The following is a 15,356-nucleotide window of genomic DNA, read 5'->3' on the forward strand; positions in this document are numbered from 1 at the left end:
ATCGTGTATCGAAAGATCGTTCTCGACAACCGGTTGCGCATCGTAGCCGAATTGCTGCCGACGTTGAAGTCCGTCACCATCGGGATCTGGGTCAACGTCGGATCGCGTGATGAGCTGCCGGGTGAAGAAGGGCTGTCTCATTTTCTCGAGCACATGTTTTTCAAGGGGACGCGAAGTCGAACCGCGACGCAGATTTCCCGTGAGATTGATGCGCTCGGCGGAGAGATGAATGCGTTTACCACCCGGGAGACGACGACCTTTTACGTCAAAGTGCTGGATCAGCAATTGGAGGCGGCCCTGGAGCTTCTCTCAGACTTGTTCTACCGGTCTCGGTTTGAGTCCAAGGAAGTCGAGAAAGAGAAGCAGGTGGTCTTGGAAGAGATCCGGATGGTTCAGGATGATCCGGAGGACCTGGTCCAAGAACTCCATATGAAGCACACGTTGGGCAGTCATCCGTTAGGACGGCCCATCCTCGGGCAGGCTCCTAGAATTCAAGCGTTGGGGCGCAAAGACCTCGTGTCCTATGTCGGCTCGCACTATGATCCGGAGCGCACGGTGATTTCTGTGGCAGGCAACTTTACCTGGAGGCGACTGGAAACGTTGTTGTCGCGGTATTTTTCCGCATCCCACAAGGGCGTGGCGGTCAAGCCAAGCCGTCGCCCGCCGGAGGTTCGTGGGGGAGTGCTGGTAAAGCGTAAGTCGCTGGAGCAGGTGCACTTGTGTTTAGGGTTGCAGGGACTGAGCGCGGGGCACGAGGATCGGTATGCCGCGCATGCCTTGAACGGCGTGCTGGGCGGAAGCGTGAGCTCGCGGTTATTTCAAGAGGTGCGAGAGAAGCGCGGGCTTGTCTACTCGATCTATTCGTTCTTGTCGACGTACTCGGATGGAGGTATGACCACGGTGTATGCGGGCACCCGCCCCAAAGAAGTGGAGCGTGTGGTGGAGGTCGTGTGCCGTGAACTCAAGAAGCTTCGCACGAACGGTATTGATCGGAAAGACCTGGCTCGCGTCAAGAATCAAATGAAGGGTAGCCTCATGCTCAGTCTCGAAAGTTCCCATAGCCGGATGAGCAAGTTGGCAAAGGATGAGTTGACGCAGGGGAGCCATGTGTCTCTCGAGCAGATGATAGGGGAAATTGATCGAGTGACCACAGACCAGGTGTATCGGGTTGCGCAAACCCTGTTGGACCAACGGTGTCTTGCGATCACGGCGCTTGGACCGATCCCAGCGAACAGTCTTCAGTCGTTTGCCTCATAATAGATCATCGGGCCTGGCGGGATTCGGTGGAAGCTGCGCTCTTGTGGGCAAACGATACAGGTCAGAGCGGTCTCGATGGGAGCGGCTAACTGATTGAAGAACAACGGTCTCGCTCTCAAGGGTTGAGCCAGAATTTTCGAAAAACATTTTCTTGACACGTTTGGTGGATTTAAGTACCATGGCCGCGTTTTCATCCTATACGTTCGAATTTATTTCGACTGCATTACAGGGGAAGGTAAGCAGAGAGAAAGGGGGTGTGGTTCGCACTTCCTCCTGCTAGCGCGTTCTCTCATTTTTTGTTTTTTTGAACTCTTTTTTTGGATACTGTGATTCAACGGTTCTCTGGTCATCATTTTTCCAAGGAGGGTAGGGTTATGAATAGGGTCGGAATTCTAGCCGCACTTGCAGTCTCCTCCGTTGTCGGCTTGTTGACCGCCGGTGTCTCGATGGCGGCCGACGCTCCAGCCGGGGGCGGACCCAGCGAAGTCACTACGGGCAGCGGAAAGTTTTTTAAGGGTGAGCCTACGAACACACTGAAGGGGCGGGTCTGGTCGCAGTGGGCGGACAACCCTGATGGTGAAATTTTGTTCGGCATTCAATATTGGAACACGGGTGATCCCGCCTCAGGAGAGGGTGGTGGTCGTTCGTCAACCTCCATGGATGTGAAGCCGCCGGATCCTCTCTTCACCTGTTGTGCCTGGGGTTACACGGGCGGTACGGACAGGAATAATCCTTACGCCGGTTGGCACCATGCTCAGACGACGGTTCGCTTGGCTGTGAAGGACAAGGGCTTGATGGATCAGATCATCAAGGCCTCGCAAGAGCTTGTTGCGATGGAAGTGACCCTTGACGGTCGCACTATTACTGGTTTTAAAGTATTGAAGTAGATTTTATTCGCGAGGCGACATTCTTGAGACTCTTTTGTCTTCTTTAAGGAGGATGTGATGATGAAGCTTCAAAAGCAAGGGTGGACCTTCATGGCTGCCGCAGCTTTGGTGGTAAGTTTTGCCTCCACTGCGCTGGCCATCGAGGCGTTCCAAGAGAGGTTTGAGTGGGGAGATCTGAGCAAGCCCACCACGTTGCATGGCCGAGTAATCATTTTGGATCCGTATGATGAGGCCGTGTGGCTCAACATCGCGGTGTTCGGCGGCAATGCTGAGAGCGGATTGTGGTGGCAGAGAGTCCATCCCGGAAAGAACCTCAAGTTCTATCCGGCCGACAAGAACATCTGGGAGCAGCTGAAAGCGATGGCCCGTCCGCATTCAGGTCCGGCTGCCGCGAAGGAAGTTCCTCCTGGATCTCCGACCACGCTGGTTGAGTTTGTAGCTCAAGAGACCGAGCAGAACCATCGCGTGATCACCTCCGTGAAGAAGCTTAATGACAATGCTGGCGAGATGGGGAAGCCAAAGAGCATCTCCGCCCTTCGCTTGAAGGAGTGTGAGGGGAAGACCGAAGTGGATGCGCCTTGCTATGCTGCAAAGCAGGCATTGAACACTTCTCCGAAGACTCCAGATGGCGCCAATTTGCCCCTGCAGTATGATGTCTTGTTGCCGGATGGCAAGCCGATTGCCAATCTGATTCCCTGGACTGCCCACTACAACCGGGGTAGCAAGCACTAAGTCTCGCAGGTTATTGCGCTCATGAAAGAAGGCGGCACTCCGAAAGGGGTGTCGCCTTTTTTTTAGTTCTCAACGGCAGGGTGCCAGCTGAATCTCTTCGAGCGGGAATTATTGTTCCTGCAAAAGGCGTTGTTGGAGGACAGCGAGTCGGTTGAGGGCATCGAGTGGTGTCATGGAGAAGAGGTCCATTTGCCGGACTTCCTCCAGCATGGGGTGTGGTGCAGGTAGCGTCGCATCAAATTGCAGGGATTGTTGAGTCTCACGAATGGGGTGAGGAGAGGAGGTTGCGGACTCAAGCTGTGCGAGGACTGCTTTGGCTCGATGTATCACCGCTTCTGGAAGGCCTGCCAGCTGCGCGACGTGAATACCATAACTTCGATCGGCTCCACCCGGGATGATCTTCCGTAGAAACAGCACTGTTCCATTGCGTTCCTGTACTGCCACAGAATAGTTCACAATACCGGCTCGCAGTCCTTCCAGCTGTGTCATCTCATGGTAGTGCGTCGCGAACAGCGTGCGCGCGCCGAGTCGCTCAGGGTCCTGGATAAATTCGGCAATGGCCCAGGCGATGCTCAACCCGTCATAGGTGCTGGTTCCACGCCCGACTTCATCGAGCAGAATCAAGCTGCGTGCGGTGGCGCAATTGAGAATATGTGCTGATTCGATCATTTCGACCATGAACGTGCTTTGGCCCCCGGCGAGATTGTCTGAAGCCCCCACCCGGGTGAAGATGCGATCTACGAGTCCGATCCGGGCTTCAGTCGCGGGCACAAAGCTTCCCATTTGTGCCAGAAGCGTGATGAGCGCGACCTGCCGGAGGTAGGTGCTTTTTCCGGCCATATTGGGCCCGGTGATGATGTGGAGACGACTTGTCTGGAGATCCAGATGGGTATCATTGGGAACAAACCCGCCTGAGAGATCGAGTCGTTCAACCACGGGGTGACGGCCTTGGACGATATGGAGGCCGTCACCGGTGTCAACGATTGGTCGAACATACCGGTGTAGCGCGGCAGTTTCTGCGAGGGCCGCAAGTACGTCCAGGACGGCGAGCCGCTGACTGATGTCTTGGAGTCGTGGAGTTTGGCCGGCCAGTTCCGTTCTGAGTTGCTCGAATAGATGCTGCTCCAAGGCGGTGAGTTTGGAGTCGGCTCCAGTGACACGCTCCTCGAGTTCCTTCAACTCAGCGGTCATGAATCGTTCCGCATTGACGAGCGTCTGTTTTCGAATGTAGTCGGGCGGAACCTTTCCCAGGTTCGCTTTCGTAACCTCGAGGTAGTATCCGAAGACCTGATTGTATCGAACCTTCAGCGATTCGATGCCGGTGCGGGTGCGTTCTTTGGTTTCCAGGCTGGCGATCCAGCTTTTGCCTTCGCGACTTGCTTTGCGGAGTTCGTCCACATCCGCGTGGTACCCATCCTTTAGGATGCCGCCATCACGAATCGACACGGGAGCCTCCGGCACAATGGCCTGCTCAATGAATTGGTACAAGTCGGCGGCGTTGTCCCATGAGGCGGTCAGATCGGCGAGGAGTGGGGCTCGCAATTCCGCCAACTCGGCATGAATGGCTGGGAGAGAGGAAAGGGACAATTTGAGGGCCAAGACATCGCGTGGATTCGCGACGCCGAGGGACATGCGACTACAGAGACGTGAAATGTCCTGTACGGGGCGCAAGGCCGATCGAAGCCGAACCCGTGCATCAAGGTGTTGATGGAGCTCTTCGACTGCGGTGAGACGGGCCTCAATGGGCGCGCACGTCACCAACGGTCGCAAGAGCCAGTCTCGGAGCAGGCGACTGCCCATCGCCGTCACCGTGCGGTCTAAGATACCCAGGAGCGTATACGACGACTGTCCCGGTGATTCCTCGAGGCGACCGCTCGGTCTTACGAGTTCCAGATTGCGGATGGTGACGCTGTCTAAGTGCATGGCATCGTGCTGTTGCCGGACACGTACCTGCCGGATGTGGTCAAGCGAGGCGGTTGGTTGCGTCTCACGGACGTAACGTAGGACAGCCGCTCCGGCTTGGATGCCCAGCGTCAGGGCATGGCACCCGAAGGCATCCAGGGAATGGACGCGAAAATGTTCCTGTAGCCTGATGCGCCCTGCGTCAAGATCGAACCAGGCGGCCGGTTGCGTGCACCAACGGGGTCCGGGCAGATCGGTCATCCACTGTTGTTCATCGGGGGGGAGGCCCTCGGCACACAACAACTCCTTAGGCTCGAGTCGCGTCAGTTCGTCCATGAGGGCGCTACGCGCATGAGGGCCCTGAAATTCACAGAGCCAAAAGTCGCCGGTCGAAACTTCCAGCGTGGCGAGGCCGAAGGCGCAGCCGCTGTGTGGTGGGCTTCCGGCTCGGGGACGGGTTGCCACTGCGGCGAGGATGTTGGATTCTGCGGCAGCCAGAAATTCGCTATCGACCAGTGTGCCGGGCGTATAGAGTCGGACGACTTCTCGACGCACCAAGCCTTTGGCCAGCTTGGGATCTTCGACTTGCTCGCACAGGGCCACTGTGCGGCCTGCACGAAGCAACTTCGCAATATAGTTGGTGGCAGCATGGTGGGGGACGCCGCAGAGGGGGATCGGGGTGTCGCTCGATTTGTCGCGAGAGGTGAGAGCAATTGACAGGAGTTTCGACGCTTCAACGGCGTCCTCCTGAAACATTTCATAGAAATCGCCGACACGAAAAAACAGGATGGCATCGCGATAAGCCTGCTTGATGTCGCGATACTGCCGCATCAAGGGTGTGCCGTCGGTGTCACCCATCGGCCGGTTCTCCCTCGGAGGGAAGATCCGACGAACTCCCCCCTCGGCGAGCGGCTTTATCGAGGGCCTGGCGGAGGCGTTCGAGATCCACCTCGGCTTCCTGTAGGGCTTTGGTTTTTCGCCGGAGCTCGATGCGTCCTCGTACCCAGGCCGGGAAGAGCAGGATGCCCGATACCAGGAGGCCGACCCCGAACGCCGCCAGGATCGGTTTGTAGATCAGGATGGACGCGGAGCGGAGGCCGAAAAAATACCGTAGGGTGACTTCCTGTTCCTGATTCTGGAGCACAAACGACAGCGCGAGCAGTAGCAGCGTTCCCACCAGTATCAATCGGATCAATGCGAGGCCCTCCTTGGCCGGGGTCATTGTACACGGGTTTGTCGAGCCACTCTAGTGGGACGACGCCGGGACAGGCTGGTGCGAAGGTCGCTGAGGAGGCGGGCGGCTGATGGCCCCGTGGCGGTGAGAATGGCGCGTCGTGTGGCTGGTAAGCGGTGTGTGAGGTGTATCTCCAGGCGGTCAGCAGGAAGGCCGTCTTTCCATCGATCCGCCCACTCGATGGCGATGACGGTGTGTCCGTCTAAGTAGTCGCAGAGACCCGTGTCTTCAAGTTGGGCGGCGGTGAGTCGATACAAATCGGTGTGGATCAAGGGAAGGCGACCCCGGTATTCATGGATCAGCGTGAACGTGGGGCTGCTGACGGCAGCGGAATCGGCGCGTAGTCCGTCGGCAATGCCTCGAACCAGCGAGGTCTTGCCTGTTCCGAGTTCACCGAACAGGGCAATGACTTCTCCGCCATGAAGGAGTGTGCCGACATACTGTCCTAGGCGGTGGGTCTGATGCGGGGTACGAAGGATGATACGCCATGGCTTGACGGCCGGACGTGCTTCTTCGTGCGGCTCGCGGGCAGAGGCACCGGGTACACGCTGCGGCTTAGGTATGCGTAGTTGGCGCGATGGCATGGGGAATATGCTGAATCAGATCGCGAGCGATCATGCCGGCCTGGCCCAGCTGCTGCGCGGCGAGATCTCCGGCGAGGCCATGGAAGTAAGTGGCGGCACAGGCGGCGTCCCAGCTGGCTATGCCCTGGGCGAGCAACCCGCCGACCATGCCGGTCAAGACATCTCCGGTCCCAGCGGTGGCCATTCCAGGGTTTCCGGTCGGACAGATCGCGGCCACTCCGTCCGGTCTGGCAATCACGGTCCGGGCTCCTTTGAGAATGACGAACACGCCGCGTTCACGTGCAAATCGCGTTGCCGTGCCGAGGCGATCGTCATTGACGGATTGCGTGGTCGCCTCAGCTTCCAACCTGGCCATTTCTCCGGGATGAGGGGTAATGATCGGTGGGCGCGTGCATTCTGTCAACAAGGAGGCCTTTCCCGCCAACGCATTGAGTGCATCGGCATCGAGCACGCAGGGCTTGTCGACGCGTTTGACAAATTCTTGCACGAGTTCGACGGTTTCCGGATGGGTGGTCAAGCCGGGGCCGATGGCCACTGCATCCCTGGCGCTTGCAAAGGCGAGCAGTCGATCCAGACCCGAACGAGCAAAGGTGCGCGCCTTTGTTTCCGGCATGGGCAGGGTCATGGCTTCGAGTAATTTGGCCTCCAGGATATCATTGACGCTGGAAGGAACGGCGGCCGTGACGAGACCGGTTCCGATTCGAAGCGCGGCGAGGGCTGCCATCGCCGCCGCTCCGGTCTTGCCGACCGATCCGGCGATGAGTCCGAGGTGCCCGTAGGTTCCCTTATGCGAAGATGGCCGGCGATGGGGCAATGCTGCTTGCGAAGCGGCGCCGGTCAGCAGCAGGAGGCGGCTTCCGACGGCCTCAATAAACGAGGTTGGAATGCCAATGTCGACGAGACGAACCAGTCCCGCGCAATCGATGCCGGCTCCGCAGTAGAGCCCTACTTTCGGCAATCCAAAGGTGACGGTCAGGTCCGCTCGCACAGCCGCGCCCAGGACGGATCCGGTATCGGCATGGAGGCCGGAAGGAAGATCGACGGCGACCGTGGGTCGTCCTGCGGCATTGAGGGCTTCGATCGCCTCGCGGTACATGCCGGCCACAGGTGTGGAGAGCCCGGTGCCTAGAATGGCGTCGATGAGGATATCGGCTGACGCCAGTCGTTGTTGGAGAGCATGTGCATCGGTAGGACGAGTGATGGACGATGGGCCTGCCATTCGTTGAAAGCGCTGATACATCGCCTTCGCATCGCGGCTGAGTTCGGTGGCCGGCGTCAATAACAGAACGTGGACGTGAGCTTTTTTCCGCCGGAGCAGGCGGGCGATGACGAACCCATCTCCGCCATTGTTGCCCTTGCCGCAGAGGATGACGACTTTTTTCCCGGCAGCCGGTCCATACCGTGCCTCAAGGTGAGAGACCACACCGGTTCCGGCTCGCTCCATCAGTGCCAGAGATGGTACGTGAGCCTCGGTGATCGTCCGATGGTCCAGCTCGCGCATTTGCTCGGCGGTCACGATCGGTATCATGATGTCAATCGGGCCTCCGACCGATGCGCGAGAGGATGAAGTGGGGCCGTCGCTTGCAGCGGCACCAGGCTAGGCCACCAATTCCTTCATTTCACGAACCGCTTGAACGAGTCCGACCATGACCGAACGGGCGATAATGCTGTGGCCGATGTTGAATTCGACGATTTCGGGGAGTTTGGCCAGTCGTTTGACGTTTTTATAGGTCAGGCCATGGCCGGCGCTTACGCCGAGCCCGAGTTTGTATGCGAGTTTTGCCGCTTGAGTAATCGCGTCAAACTCCTCGTCTTCTTCTTTGGAGCGTTTCGCGTTGGCGTATCGTCCCGTGTGCAATTCGACATACGCCGCGCCGATTTTATGAGCGGCCTTGATTTGATCCAAGCTGGGTTCTATGAACAAACTCGTCGGAATCCCGCCATCCCTCAGCAAATCGACAATTTTCTGGATCCGTTCGCGGTGGTTGGCGACATCCAAGCCACCCTCCGTCGTTAACTCCTGACGACGTTCGGGAACCAGCGTGATCAGGTCGGGCTTGACGCTCAGCGCGATCTTGGCCATGGCGTCATCGGCGGCCATTTCCAAATCGAGTTTGGTTCGGACGATTTCCCGCAGCATCGTGAGGTCACGGTCTTGGATATGGCGACGATCCTCCCGGAGATGTACAACGAGGCCGTCTGCGCCGGCCAGTTCAACCAGGATTGCGGCGGTCAGTGGGTCGGGATCTGTTCCTCCCCGCGCCTGCCTGAGTGTTGCCACGTGATCGATATTGACGCCCAGACGAGCCATCACACCTCCGCAATTGCCATAGGTGGCGTTGGAGAAAGATTTCGGAACTGGTCGAAATTCATAGACAATTCTGTTGTTCCTGAGGCATTATTAACAGAAGAAGGTGGGGCGGGGCAAGAAGGCTCCGTTCGATGGGCCCTGACGTATCTCTCGCATTCATGGCCGAGCGGCAAGCCGCAACTCCCTAGAAATATAGTGAAATTGACTCGTTTTGAGGGCTCCATTAAAATACGCCCCTTTCAGAGTGACGACGCAACCCGTTCAGCAGAGGACCCGCCAGTAGGAGTCTGACACACCCATGTCGATTAGCGACGGTTTTTACCGCATCAAGCGACTTCCTCCATACGTATTTGCCCAGGTGCAAAGCCTCAAGCTTGAGGCACGTCAACGAGGCGAGGATATCATCGACTTCGGGATGGGCAATCCGGATCAGCCCACCCCGCCTCATATCGTCGACAAATTGATCGAAGCCTCCAAGAAAGCCAAGAATCATCGCTATTCCGCCTCGCGGGGCATCACGAAGCTCCGCCATGCGATTACCGGGTGGTACAAGCGAAACTACGACGTGGAGTTGGATCCCGAGACCGAAGCGATTGTCACAATCGGGTCGAAAGAAGGTCTCGCACATTTGGCTCTGGCCACGATCGGGCCGGGTGATGTCGTGCTCACACCCACGCCGACCTATCCCATTCACATGTACAGTTTCATTATTGCAGGCGGCGAAGTGCGCGGGATTGAGTTGCGTCAGGACAGCGACTTCTTCGACGATCTGCTCCGGGTCTATCGCCAGACCTTGCCGCGCCCGCGCATTCTGGTCATCAATTTCCCGCATAACCCCACGACCGCGGTGGTCGATCTCGAGTTCTTTAAAAAAATCGTCGCATTTGCCAAAGAACACGATGTGATTGTGATTCACGATCTGGCCTATGCGGATATCGCGTTCGACGGCTATAAGGCGCCGAGTTTCCTGCAGGTGCCGGAGGCGAAAGATGTGGGCGTCGAGTTTTACACCTTGTCCAAAGCCTACAACATGCCCGGGTGGCGAGTCGGATTTTGTGTCGGTAACCGCGAGGTGGTAGGCGCGCTGGCGAAGCTGAAGAGTTATCTCGACTATGGCATTTTTCAACCGATTCAAATTGCCAGTACGGTCGCGTTGAACGGACCGCAGGACTGCGTGAAAGAGGTCGTGCAGCGCTATCAAAACCGGCGGAATGTCTTGGTGAACGGGTTGAATCGCATCGGGTGGCCCGTTGCCTTACCCAGAGCCACGATGTTCGTGTGGGCCCGTATTCCGGATCCGTTCCGGCATATGGGGTCGTTGGAGTTTTCCAAACTGTTGCTGCGGGAAGCGAAGGTGGCGGTGTCGCCGGGCATCGGATTCGGAGAAGGCGGGGATGAATTCGTACGGTTTGCCCTAGTGGAAAACGAGCATCGCACGCGGCAGGCACTACGCGGGATTCGGAAAGTGTTGAATCTGGATGATCAGGAACCATGAAGACTGAGATCGGGGTAGGATTAATCGGCTTCGGCACCGTCGGGACCGGCGTGGCCCGAGTGCTGATCGAGAATGCGGAACTGATCCGCCGGCGGGTCGGAGTACCCATTAAGTTGGTCCGCATTGCGGATTTGGACATTACCCGTGATCGGGGCATCGCGATTCCGCCAGGCGTGCTGACCACGGACATCCAGCAGGTGTTGACGGATCCGCGCGTGGATATCGTCATCGAGCTGATGGGCGGGTATGATCTTGCAAAACGCGTGATTCTGGATGCGGTGCAACGAGGCAAGCACGTCGTGACAGCCAATAAGGCGCTCTTGGCCGTGCACGGGGAAGAGATTTTCGCCGCCGCTTCGCGGCAAGGGATCGATCTCGGGTTTGAGGCGAGTGTGGGTGGGGGCATCCCGGTGATCCGCGCCTTGATGGAAGGCCTGGCCGCCAACAACATCCAGTCGATCTACGGTATCATCAATGGCACGTCGAATTACATTCTCAGCCGGATGACCAGCGAAGGGCAGCGGTTCGAGGTCGTGCTGGAGGAAGCCAAACGGGCCGGCTATGCCGAGGCCGATCCTACCTTCGATGTCGCGGGTATCGATTCGGCCCATAAGCTCACGATCATGGTCAGCCTGGCTTACGGCACTCCGGTCAACTTCAAAGAAATTTACACCGAAGGCATCACCGGCCTGACACCGTTGGATATCGCGTATGCGAAAGAGTTCGGATTTACCATCAAGTTACTGGCGATCGCCAAGTTTTCCGACGGAGAGATTGAAGCCCGTGTCCATCCCACCATGGTCCCCTCTGCGTCGCAGATTGCGAAAGTGGATGGGGTGTACAATGCCATTCAGTTGGTCGGTGACGCCGTAGAAGACGTGGTGCTGTATGGGCGCGGCGCGGGGTCGATGCCGACCGGCAGTGCCGTTGTGAGCGATGTGATGTCCATTGCGCGCGACATGCTCAAGAATGCGACCGGGCGTGTGCCGCCCTCTTCCTATCAGCCGGATCAACGACGGCCATTGCGGATGCGGCCGATGGAAGAAATCACGTCGCTGTATTACATTCGCTTCATGGTCCTGGACCGGCCCGGCGTCTTGTCTCAGATCGCCGGAGTGTTGGGTCGCTACGGCATCAGTATTTCCTCGGTGCTGCAGCAGGGACGCAAGGAAGGGCAGACCGTGCCCGTCGTGATCATGACGCATATGGCCAAAGAACGGGATATTCAGAACGCGCTTCGCGAAATCAATCCGATGCCGTATATCTCCGAACCGACAACCCTGATCAGGGTCGAGGGGCGGGACGAATGAGGGATTCTTTCTCCGATCTTGCTGAGAAGGTGGTTGACTAGATTGTTATGACTCGCTGGCGCGGCATTATTGAAGAATACCGAAAGTTCCTGCCGGTGACGGCTCAGACACCGGTCATCACCCTGGGTGAGGGCAATACGCCTCTCATTCGTGCGGCGCGGCTGGCAAAAAAAATCGCCCCCGGGGTGGATCTTTACCTCAAGTACGAGGGGGTGAATCCCACAGGATCGTTCAAAGATCGCGGCATGACGATGGCCATTTCCAAGGCCGTCGAAAAAGGGGCGAGGGCAGTCATTTGCGCCTCCACCGGGAATACGTCCGCCTCGGCAGCCGCCTATGGAGCCCGAGCTGGAATGGCCGTGTATGTGCTCATCCCGGCAGGGAAAATCGCCCTGGGCAAGTTGTCGCAGGCGATGATGCATCAAGCCACGGTCATTCAGGTTGAAGGAAATTTTGACCAGGCGTTGACCATCGTCAAGGAGTTATCGGCGACCTATCCAGTGGAGTTGGTGAACTCGCTCAACCCGTACCGCATCGAGGGGCAGAAGACGGCCGCGATGGAGATTTGCGACGATCTGGGTGATGCGCCGACCGTCCATGTACTTCCTGTAGGGAATGCGGGTAATATCACCGCCTATTGGAACGGCTACCGTGAGTATCGAGCCGCCAATCAAACGACGCGCTTGCCTCGCATGATGGGTTTTCAAGCCGCTGGTGCCGCGCCGATTGTCTTAGGGCATGTCGTGAAAGAGCCGCAGACCGTGGCCACGGCGATACGGATCGGCAATCCGGCCAGTTGGCAGTCGGCTCTTACGGCGATGAAAGAATCGTCCGGCGCCATCGATATGGTCACGGATGAAGAAATTCTCCATGCCTATGCCTTGGTCGCTAGGGAAGAAGGGGTGTTTTGCGAGCCAGCCTCTGCCACTTCTGTAGCCGGGGTGATTAAGTTGAGCCAAGCCGGGCAATTAAAGGAAGGTGCCACGGTCGTCTGTACATTGACCGGGCACGGTTTGAAGGATGCCGATACGGCGATCGGCATTTCACGTCAGCCTCAAACGGTGAAAGCCACCCGCGATGATGTGGCCCGCCTCCTTCATGTCTGATTACTTCAGGAACATTGCATGAAATATTTGATCCTGCATGCCGACGGGATGGCAGATCTTGCCTGTGCGGAACTCGGTGGGAGCACGCCTCTTCAGGCGGCGAAAACTCCCCATCTTGACCAAATCGCCCAGCGTGGAGAAGTGGGCCTCCTGAGTCTTCCTTCCGACGCCGGCACGGCCGGCAGTGATGTCACCGCGGTTGCCGTCCTGGGATACGATCCCAAGAAGTATTATCCAGGCCCGGGCCCACTGGAGGCAGCGGGTCTTGGGGTGACGGTGGGTGACCAGGACGTCGTCTTTCGTTGCACGATGGTCACGGTGCGAGGCGAGTCCGCCTCCGGCGGCAAAGACCGGGCGGCCGACATCAAGAAACTAGGACCGCATGTGGTCATGGAAGATGCCACGGCGGGGCTGATCGAGACGGAACAGGCCCGTGAGTTGGTCGAAGCCGTCAACGAGCAACTGGGATCGGAGAGCATTCAATTTTACCCCGGCTCAGGCCATCGACACTTGATGGTTTGGGTTGGCGGGAAGTCGCGCGCGACCTGCGTAGACCCTCAGCAGCTCGTCGGCCAATCGATCGCCGACGCCTTGCCAACGGGCGATGGCGCCGATGTACTGCGAAAAATCATGGACGCCTCGTTTTTTATTCTGCGCGATCATCCGGTTAATGAAGAGCGCGAAGAAGAGGGGCTCAAGCCGGCGAACTGTCTCTGGTTGTGGGGACAGGGGCGCGCTCCATTGTGGCCGCCCTTACCGGAACGGTATCAAATTACCGGTGCGGTCGTTTCATCTAGTGATATGCATCGCGGTGTTGGGTTGTGCGCGGGGTTGGATGCCGCCGAGCTACCGGCCGAAAACGGAGATGAATCGGAAACATTTGCCGGCTGTGTGAACGCGGTCGTTCAAGAGTTGGCGAAGAAAGACCTTGTGTATCTCCATGCCGGTCTATCGGATGACGTGCTGCATGCGACCGATATTCACGACAAAGTACAGGCCATCGAACGGTTCGATGCCCAGGTGGTCGGTCCGATTCTAGCGGCTCTGGCAACGTACCCAGCCTACCGGCTGCTCGTGGTGTGTGACCCAGGCCTGGCGAAGGGGCACGGTTCAGAAGCTCCGCCGATCTTGTATGCCTTGTGCGACGGTGCTGCCCAACCACCGGTCGGCTCGGCAACCCGCTTTCATGAACAGGATAAGGCCATCGCCGGATCCGCGCCTCGCGATGCCACCAAACTCATGATCCGACTCTTTCCGCGCGGAGCATAAGACCTGTGGCACTCATTGTTCAAAAATACGGCGGGACGTCGGTCGGCAATGTCGAACGGATTCATCGTGTTGCTGAGCGAGTCGAGCGCGCGCAGAAAGACGGGCATCAGGTCGTGGTGGTGCTCTCGGCCATGAGTGGCGAGACAGATCGACTGCTCAAGCTGGCGCATGAAGCGACCAACTCGCCGGATGAGCGCGAACTGGACATGTTGCTGTCGACGGGCGAGCGGGTCACCATCGCGCTGTTGGCCATGGAGCTTCGGGGGCGAGGCGTGAACGCCCGATCCTTCACGGGCCGACAGGTCGGCATTCACACCGACAGCGCTCATACCAAGGCCAGAATTTCTCGCGTCACGGCCGAACGGATTAAAGAAGCACTCGCCGGGGGAGTCATCCCGGTTGTGGCGGGATTTCAGGGCATCAACGCCAGCTCGGACGTCACGACCTTAGGACGGGGAGGGTCCGATTTGACCGCCGTGGCGCTGGCTGCGGCACTCAAGGCAGATCGGTGCATTATCTATACGGATGTCGATGGGGTGTATACTGCCGACCCCAACATCGTGCCGGCCGCGCGTCGACTCGACAAGATCTCTTACGAAGAGATGCTGGAAATGGCGAGCCTGGGCGCCAAGGTCCTGCAGAGTCGATCGGTCGAATTTGCGGCGAAATATTCCGTTCCGGTGGAGGTCAATTCCAGCTTCAAGGAAGGAAAGGGAACGCTCGTGACACGTGAAGATGCCGATATGGAAGGGGTCATGGTGTCCGGTGTGACGGGAGATCGCAATCAGGCGAAGATTACGATTGTCGGTGTGCCGGATCGTCCGGGCATCGCCGCGCGTGTCTTCGGAGCCGTGGCGAACGCCAATATCGTCGTCGACATGATCATTCAAAACGTCAGTCAGGCCTCTATGACCGACATCTCGTTTACGGTTCCCAAGCCGGATTTGCGCAAGGCCGTGGATCTCGTTCAGCGGTTATCGGAAGAGATCGGCGCTCGGTCGGTTGCGGTGACCGAATCGATCGCCAAGGTGTCCCTCATTGGTGTGGGAATGCGCTCGCATTCAGGCGTGGCGGCAAAGATGTTCGAGGTGTTGTCGCGTGAAGGCGTCAACATCATGATGATTAGCACCTCCGAAATCAAAATCTCCTGCGTCATCGAGGAGAAATATCTGGAATTGGCGATGCGCACGCTCCATACGGCGTTCGGTCTGGACCGTGTGTCGGCGCCCGCGTTGGGCTGATCGTCTCGAAATGGCGATCGCGTGAGCC

13 protein-coding genes are annotated in these 15,356 nt (G+C 58.0%); 8 read left to right on the plus strand and 5 right to left on the minus strand.

The features are described from left to right. Positions 1-3: 3 nt before the first annotated feature. From JNL86_03180 to JNL86_03190, 3 genes are all read left to right on the plus strand, one after another. Positions 4-1,257 (plus strand): insulinase family protein, encoded by a 1,254-nt coding sequence (locus tag JNL86_03180; protein MBL8041904.1) that lies wholly within the window; start codon positions 4-6, stop codon positions 1,255-1,257. Between the two features lie 374 nt (positions 1,258-1,631). Further along, positions 1,632-2,144, plus strand: a complete 513-nt coding sequence (locus tag JNL86_03185) for a hypothetical protein (GenBank protein ID MBL8041905.1) — start codon at positions 1,632-1,634, stop codon at positions 2,142-2,144. A 54-nt stretch (positions 2,145-2,198) separates the two neighbouring features. Continuing rightward, the gene (locus tag JNL86_03190) at positions 2,199-2,876 is read left to right on the plus strand and encodes a hypothetical protein (protein ID MBL8041906.1); all 678 of its coding nucleotides are present in this window, start codon (positions 2,199-2,201) and stop codon (positions 2,874-2,876) included. Positions 2,877-2,984: 108 nt separating this feature from the next. On the opposite strand, the gene mutS is transcribed toward JNL86_03190, so the two are convergent. The 5 genes from mutS to JNL86_03215 form a co-directional block, all read right to left on the minus strand. After that, positions 2,985-5,636 (minus strand): DNA mismatch repair protein MutS, encoded by a 2,652-nt coding sequence (gene mutS, locus JNL86_03195; GenBank protein MBL8041907.1) that lies wholly within the window; start codon positions 5,634-5,636, stop codon positions 2,985-2,987. Beyond that, positions 5,629-5,973, minus strand: a complete 345-nt coding sequence (locus tag JNL86_03200; protein ID MBL8041908.1) for a LapA family protein — start codon at positions 5,971-5,973, stop codon at positions 5,629-5,631. Before JNL86_03200 ends, mutS begins: the two co-directional genes overlap by 8 nt. A gap of 23 nt (positions 5,974-5,996) precedes the next feature. Continuing rightward, positions 5,997-6,596: a tRNA (adenosine(37)-N6)-threonylcarbamoyltransferase complex ATPase subunit type 1 TsaE gene (gene tsaE, locus JNL86_03205; protein ID MBL8041909.1), complete on the minus strand. Its 600-nt coding sequence runs from the start codon at positions 6,594-6,596 to the stop codon at positions 5,997-5,999. Further along, positions 6,568-8,124, minus strand: coding sequence for an NAD(P)H-hydrate dehydratase (locus JNL86_03210; GenBank protein MBL8041910.1), 1,557 nt, complete (start codon positions 8,122-8,124; stop codon positions 6,568-6,570). Before JNL86_03210 ends, tsaE begins: the two co-directional genes overlap by 29 nt. Before the next feature lie 69 nt (positions 8,125-8,193). After that, entirely contained in the window at positions 8,194-8,907 is a 714-nt protein-coding gene (locus JNL86_03215) for a pyridoxine 5'-phosphate synthase (protein MBL8041911.1), read from the minus strand. Positions 8,908-9,205: 298 nt separating this feature from the next. Here JNL86_03215 and alaC point away from each other — a divergent pair, with 298 nt between their 5' ends. From alaC to JNL86_03240, 5 genes are read left to right on the plus strand one after another with little or no spacing between them, the layout of a single operon-like run. Further along, on the plus strand, positions 9,206-10,402 hold the full coding sequence (gene alaC / locus JNL86_03220) for an alanine transaminase (protein MBL8041912.1): 1,197 nt from the start codon (positions 9,206-9,208) through the stop codon (positions 10,400-10,402). Next, positions 10,399-11,712 (plus strand): homoserine dehydrogenase, encoded by a 1,314-nt coding sequence (locus JNL86_03225; GenBank protein MBL8041913.1) that lies wholly within the window; start codon positions 10,399-10,401, stop codon positions 11,710-11,712. Before alaC ends, JNL86_03225 begins: the two co-directional genes overlap by 4 nt. Before the next feature lie 47 nt (positions 11,713-11,759). Then, positions 11,760-12,818 carry a threonine synthase gene (locus JNL86_03230; GenBank protein MBL8041914.1) on the plus strand — a complete coding sequence of 353 codons (1,059 nt, stop codon included), beginning with the start codon at positions 11,760-11,762 and terminating at the stop codon, positions 12,816-12,818. Between the two features lie 18 nt (positions 12,819-12,836). Then, positions 12,837-14,087, plus strand: coding sequence for a hypothetical protein (locus JNL86_03235; GenBank protein MBL8041915.1), 1,251 nt, complete (start codon positions 12,837-12,839; stop codon positions 14,085-14,087). 5 nt (positions 14,088-14,092) lie between these two features. Next, a complete protein-coding gene (locus JNL86_03240; protein MBL8041916.1) occupies positions 14,093-15,328 on the plus strand; it encodes an aspartate kinase in 1,236 nt (411 codons plus the stop codon). Positions 15,329-15,356: the final 28 nt, after the last annotated feature.

The organism is Nitrospira sp., assembly GCA_016788885.1.
Taxonomy (GTDB): Bacteria; Nitrospirota; Nitrospiria; order Nitrospirales; family Nitrospiraceae; genus Nitrospira_A.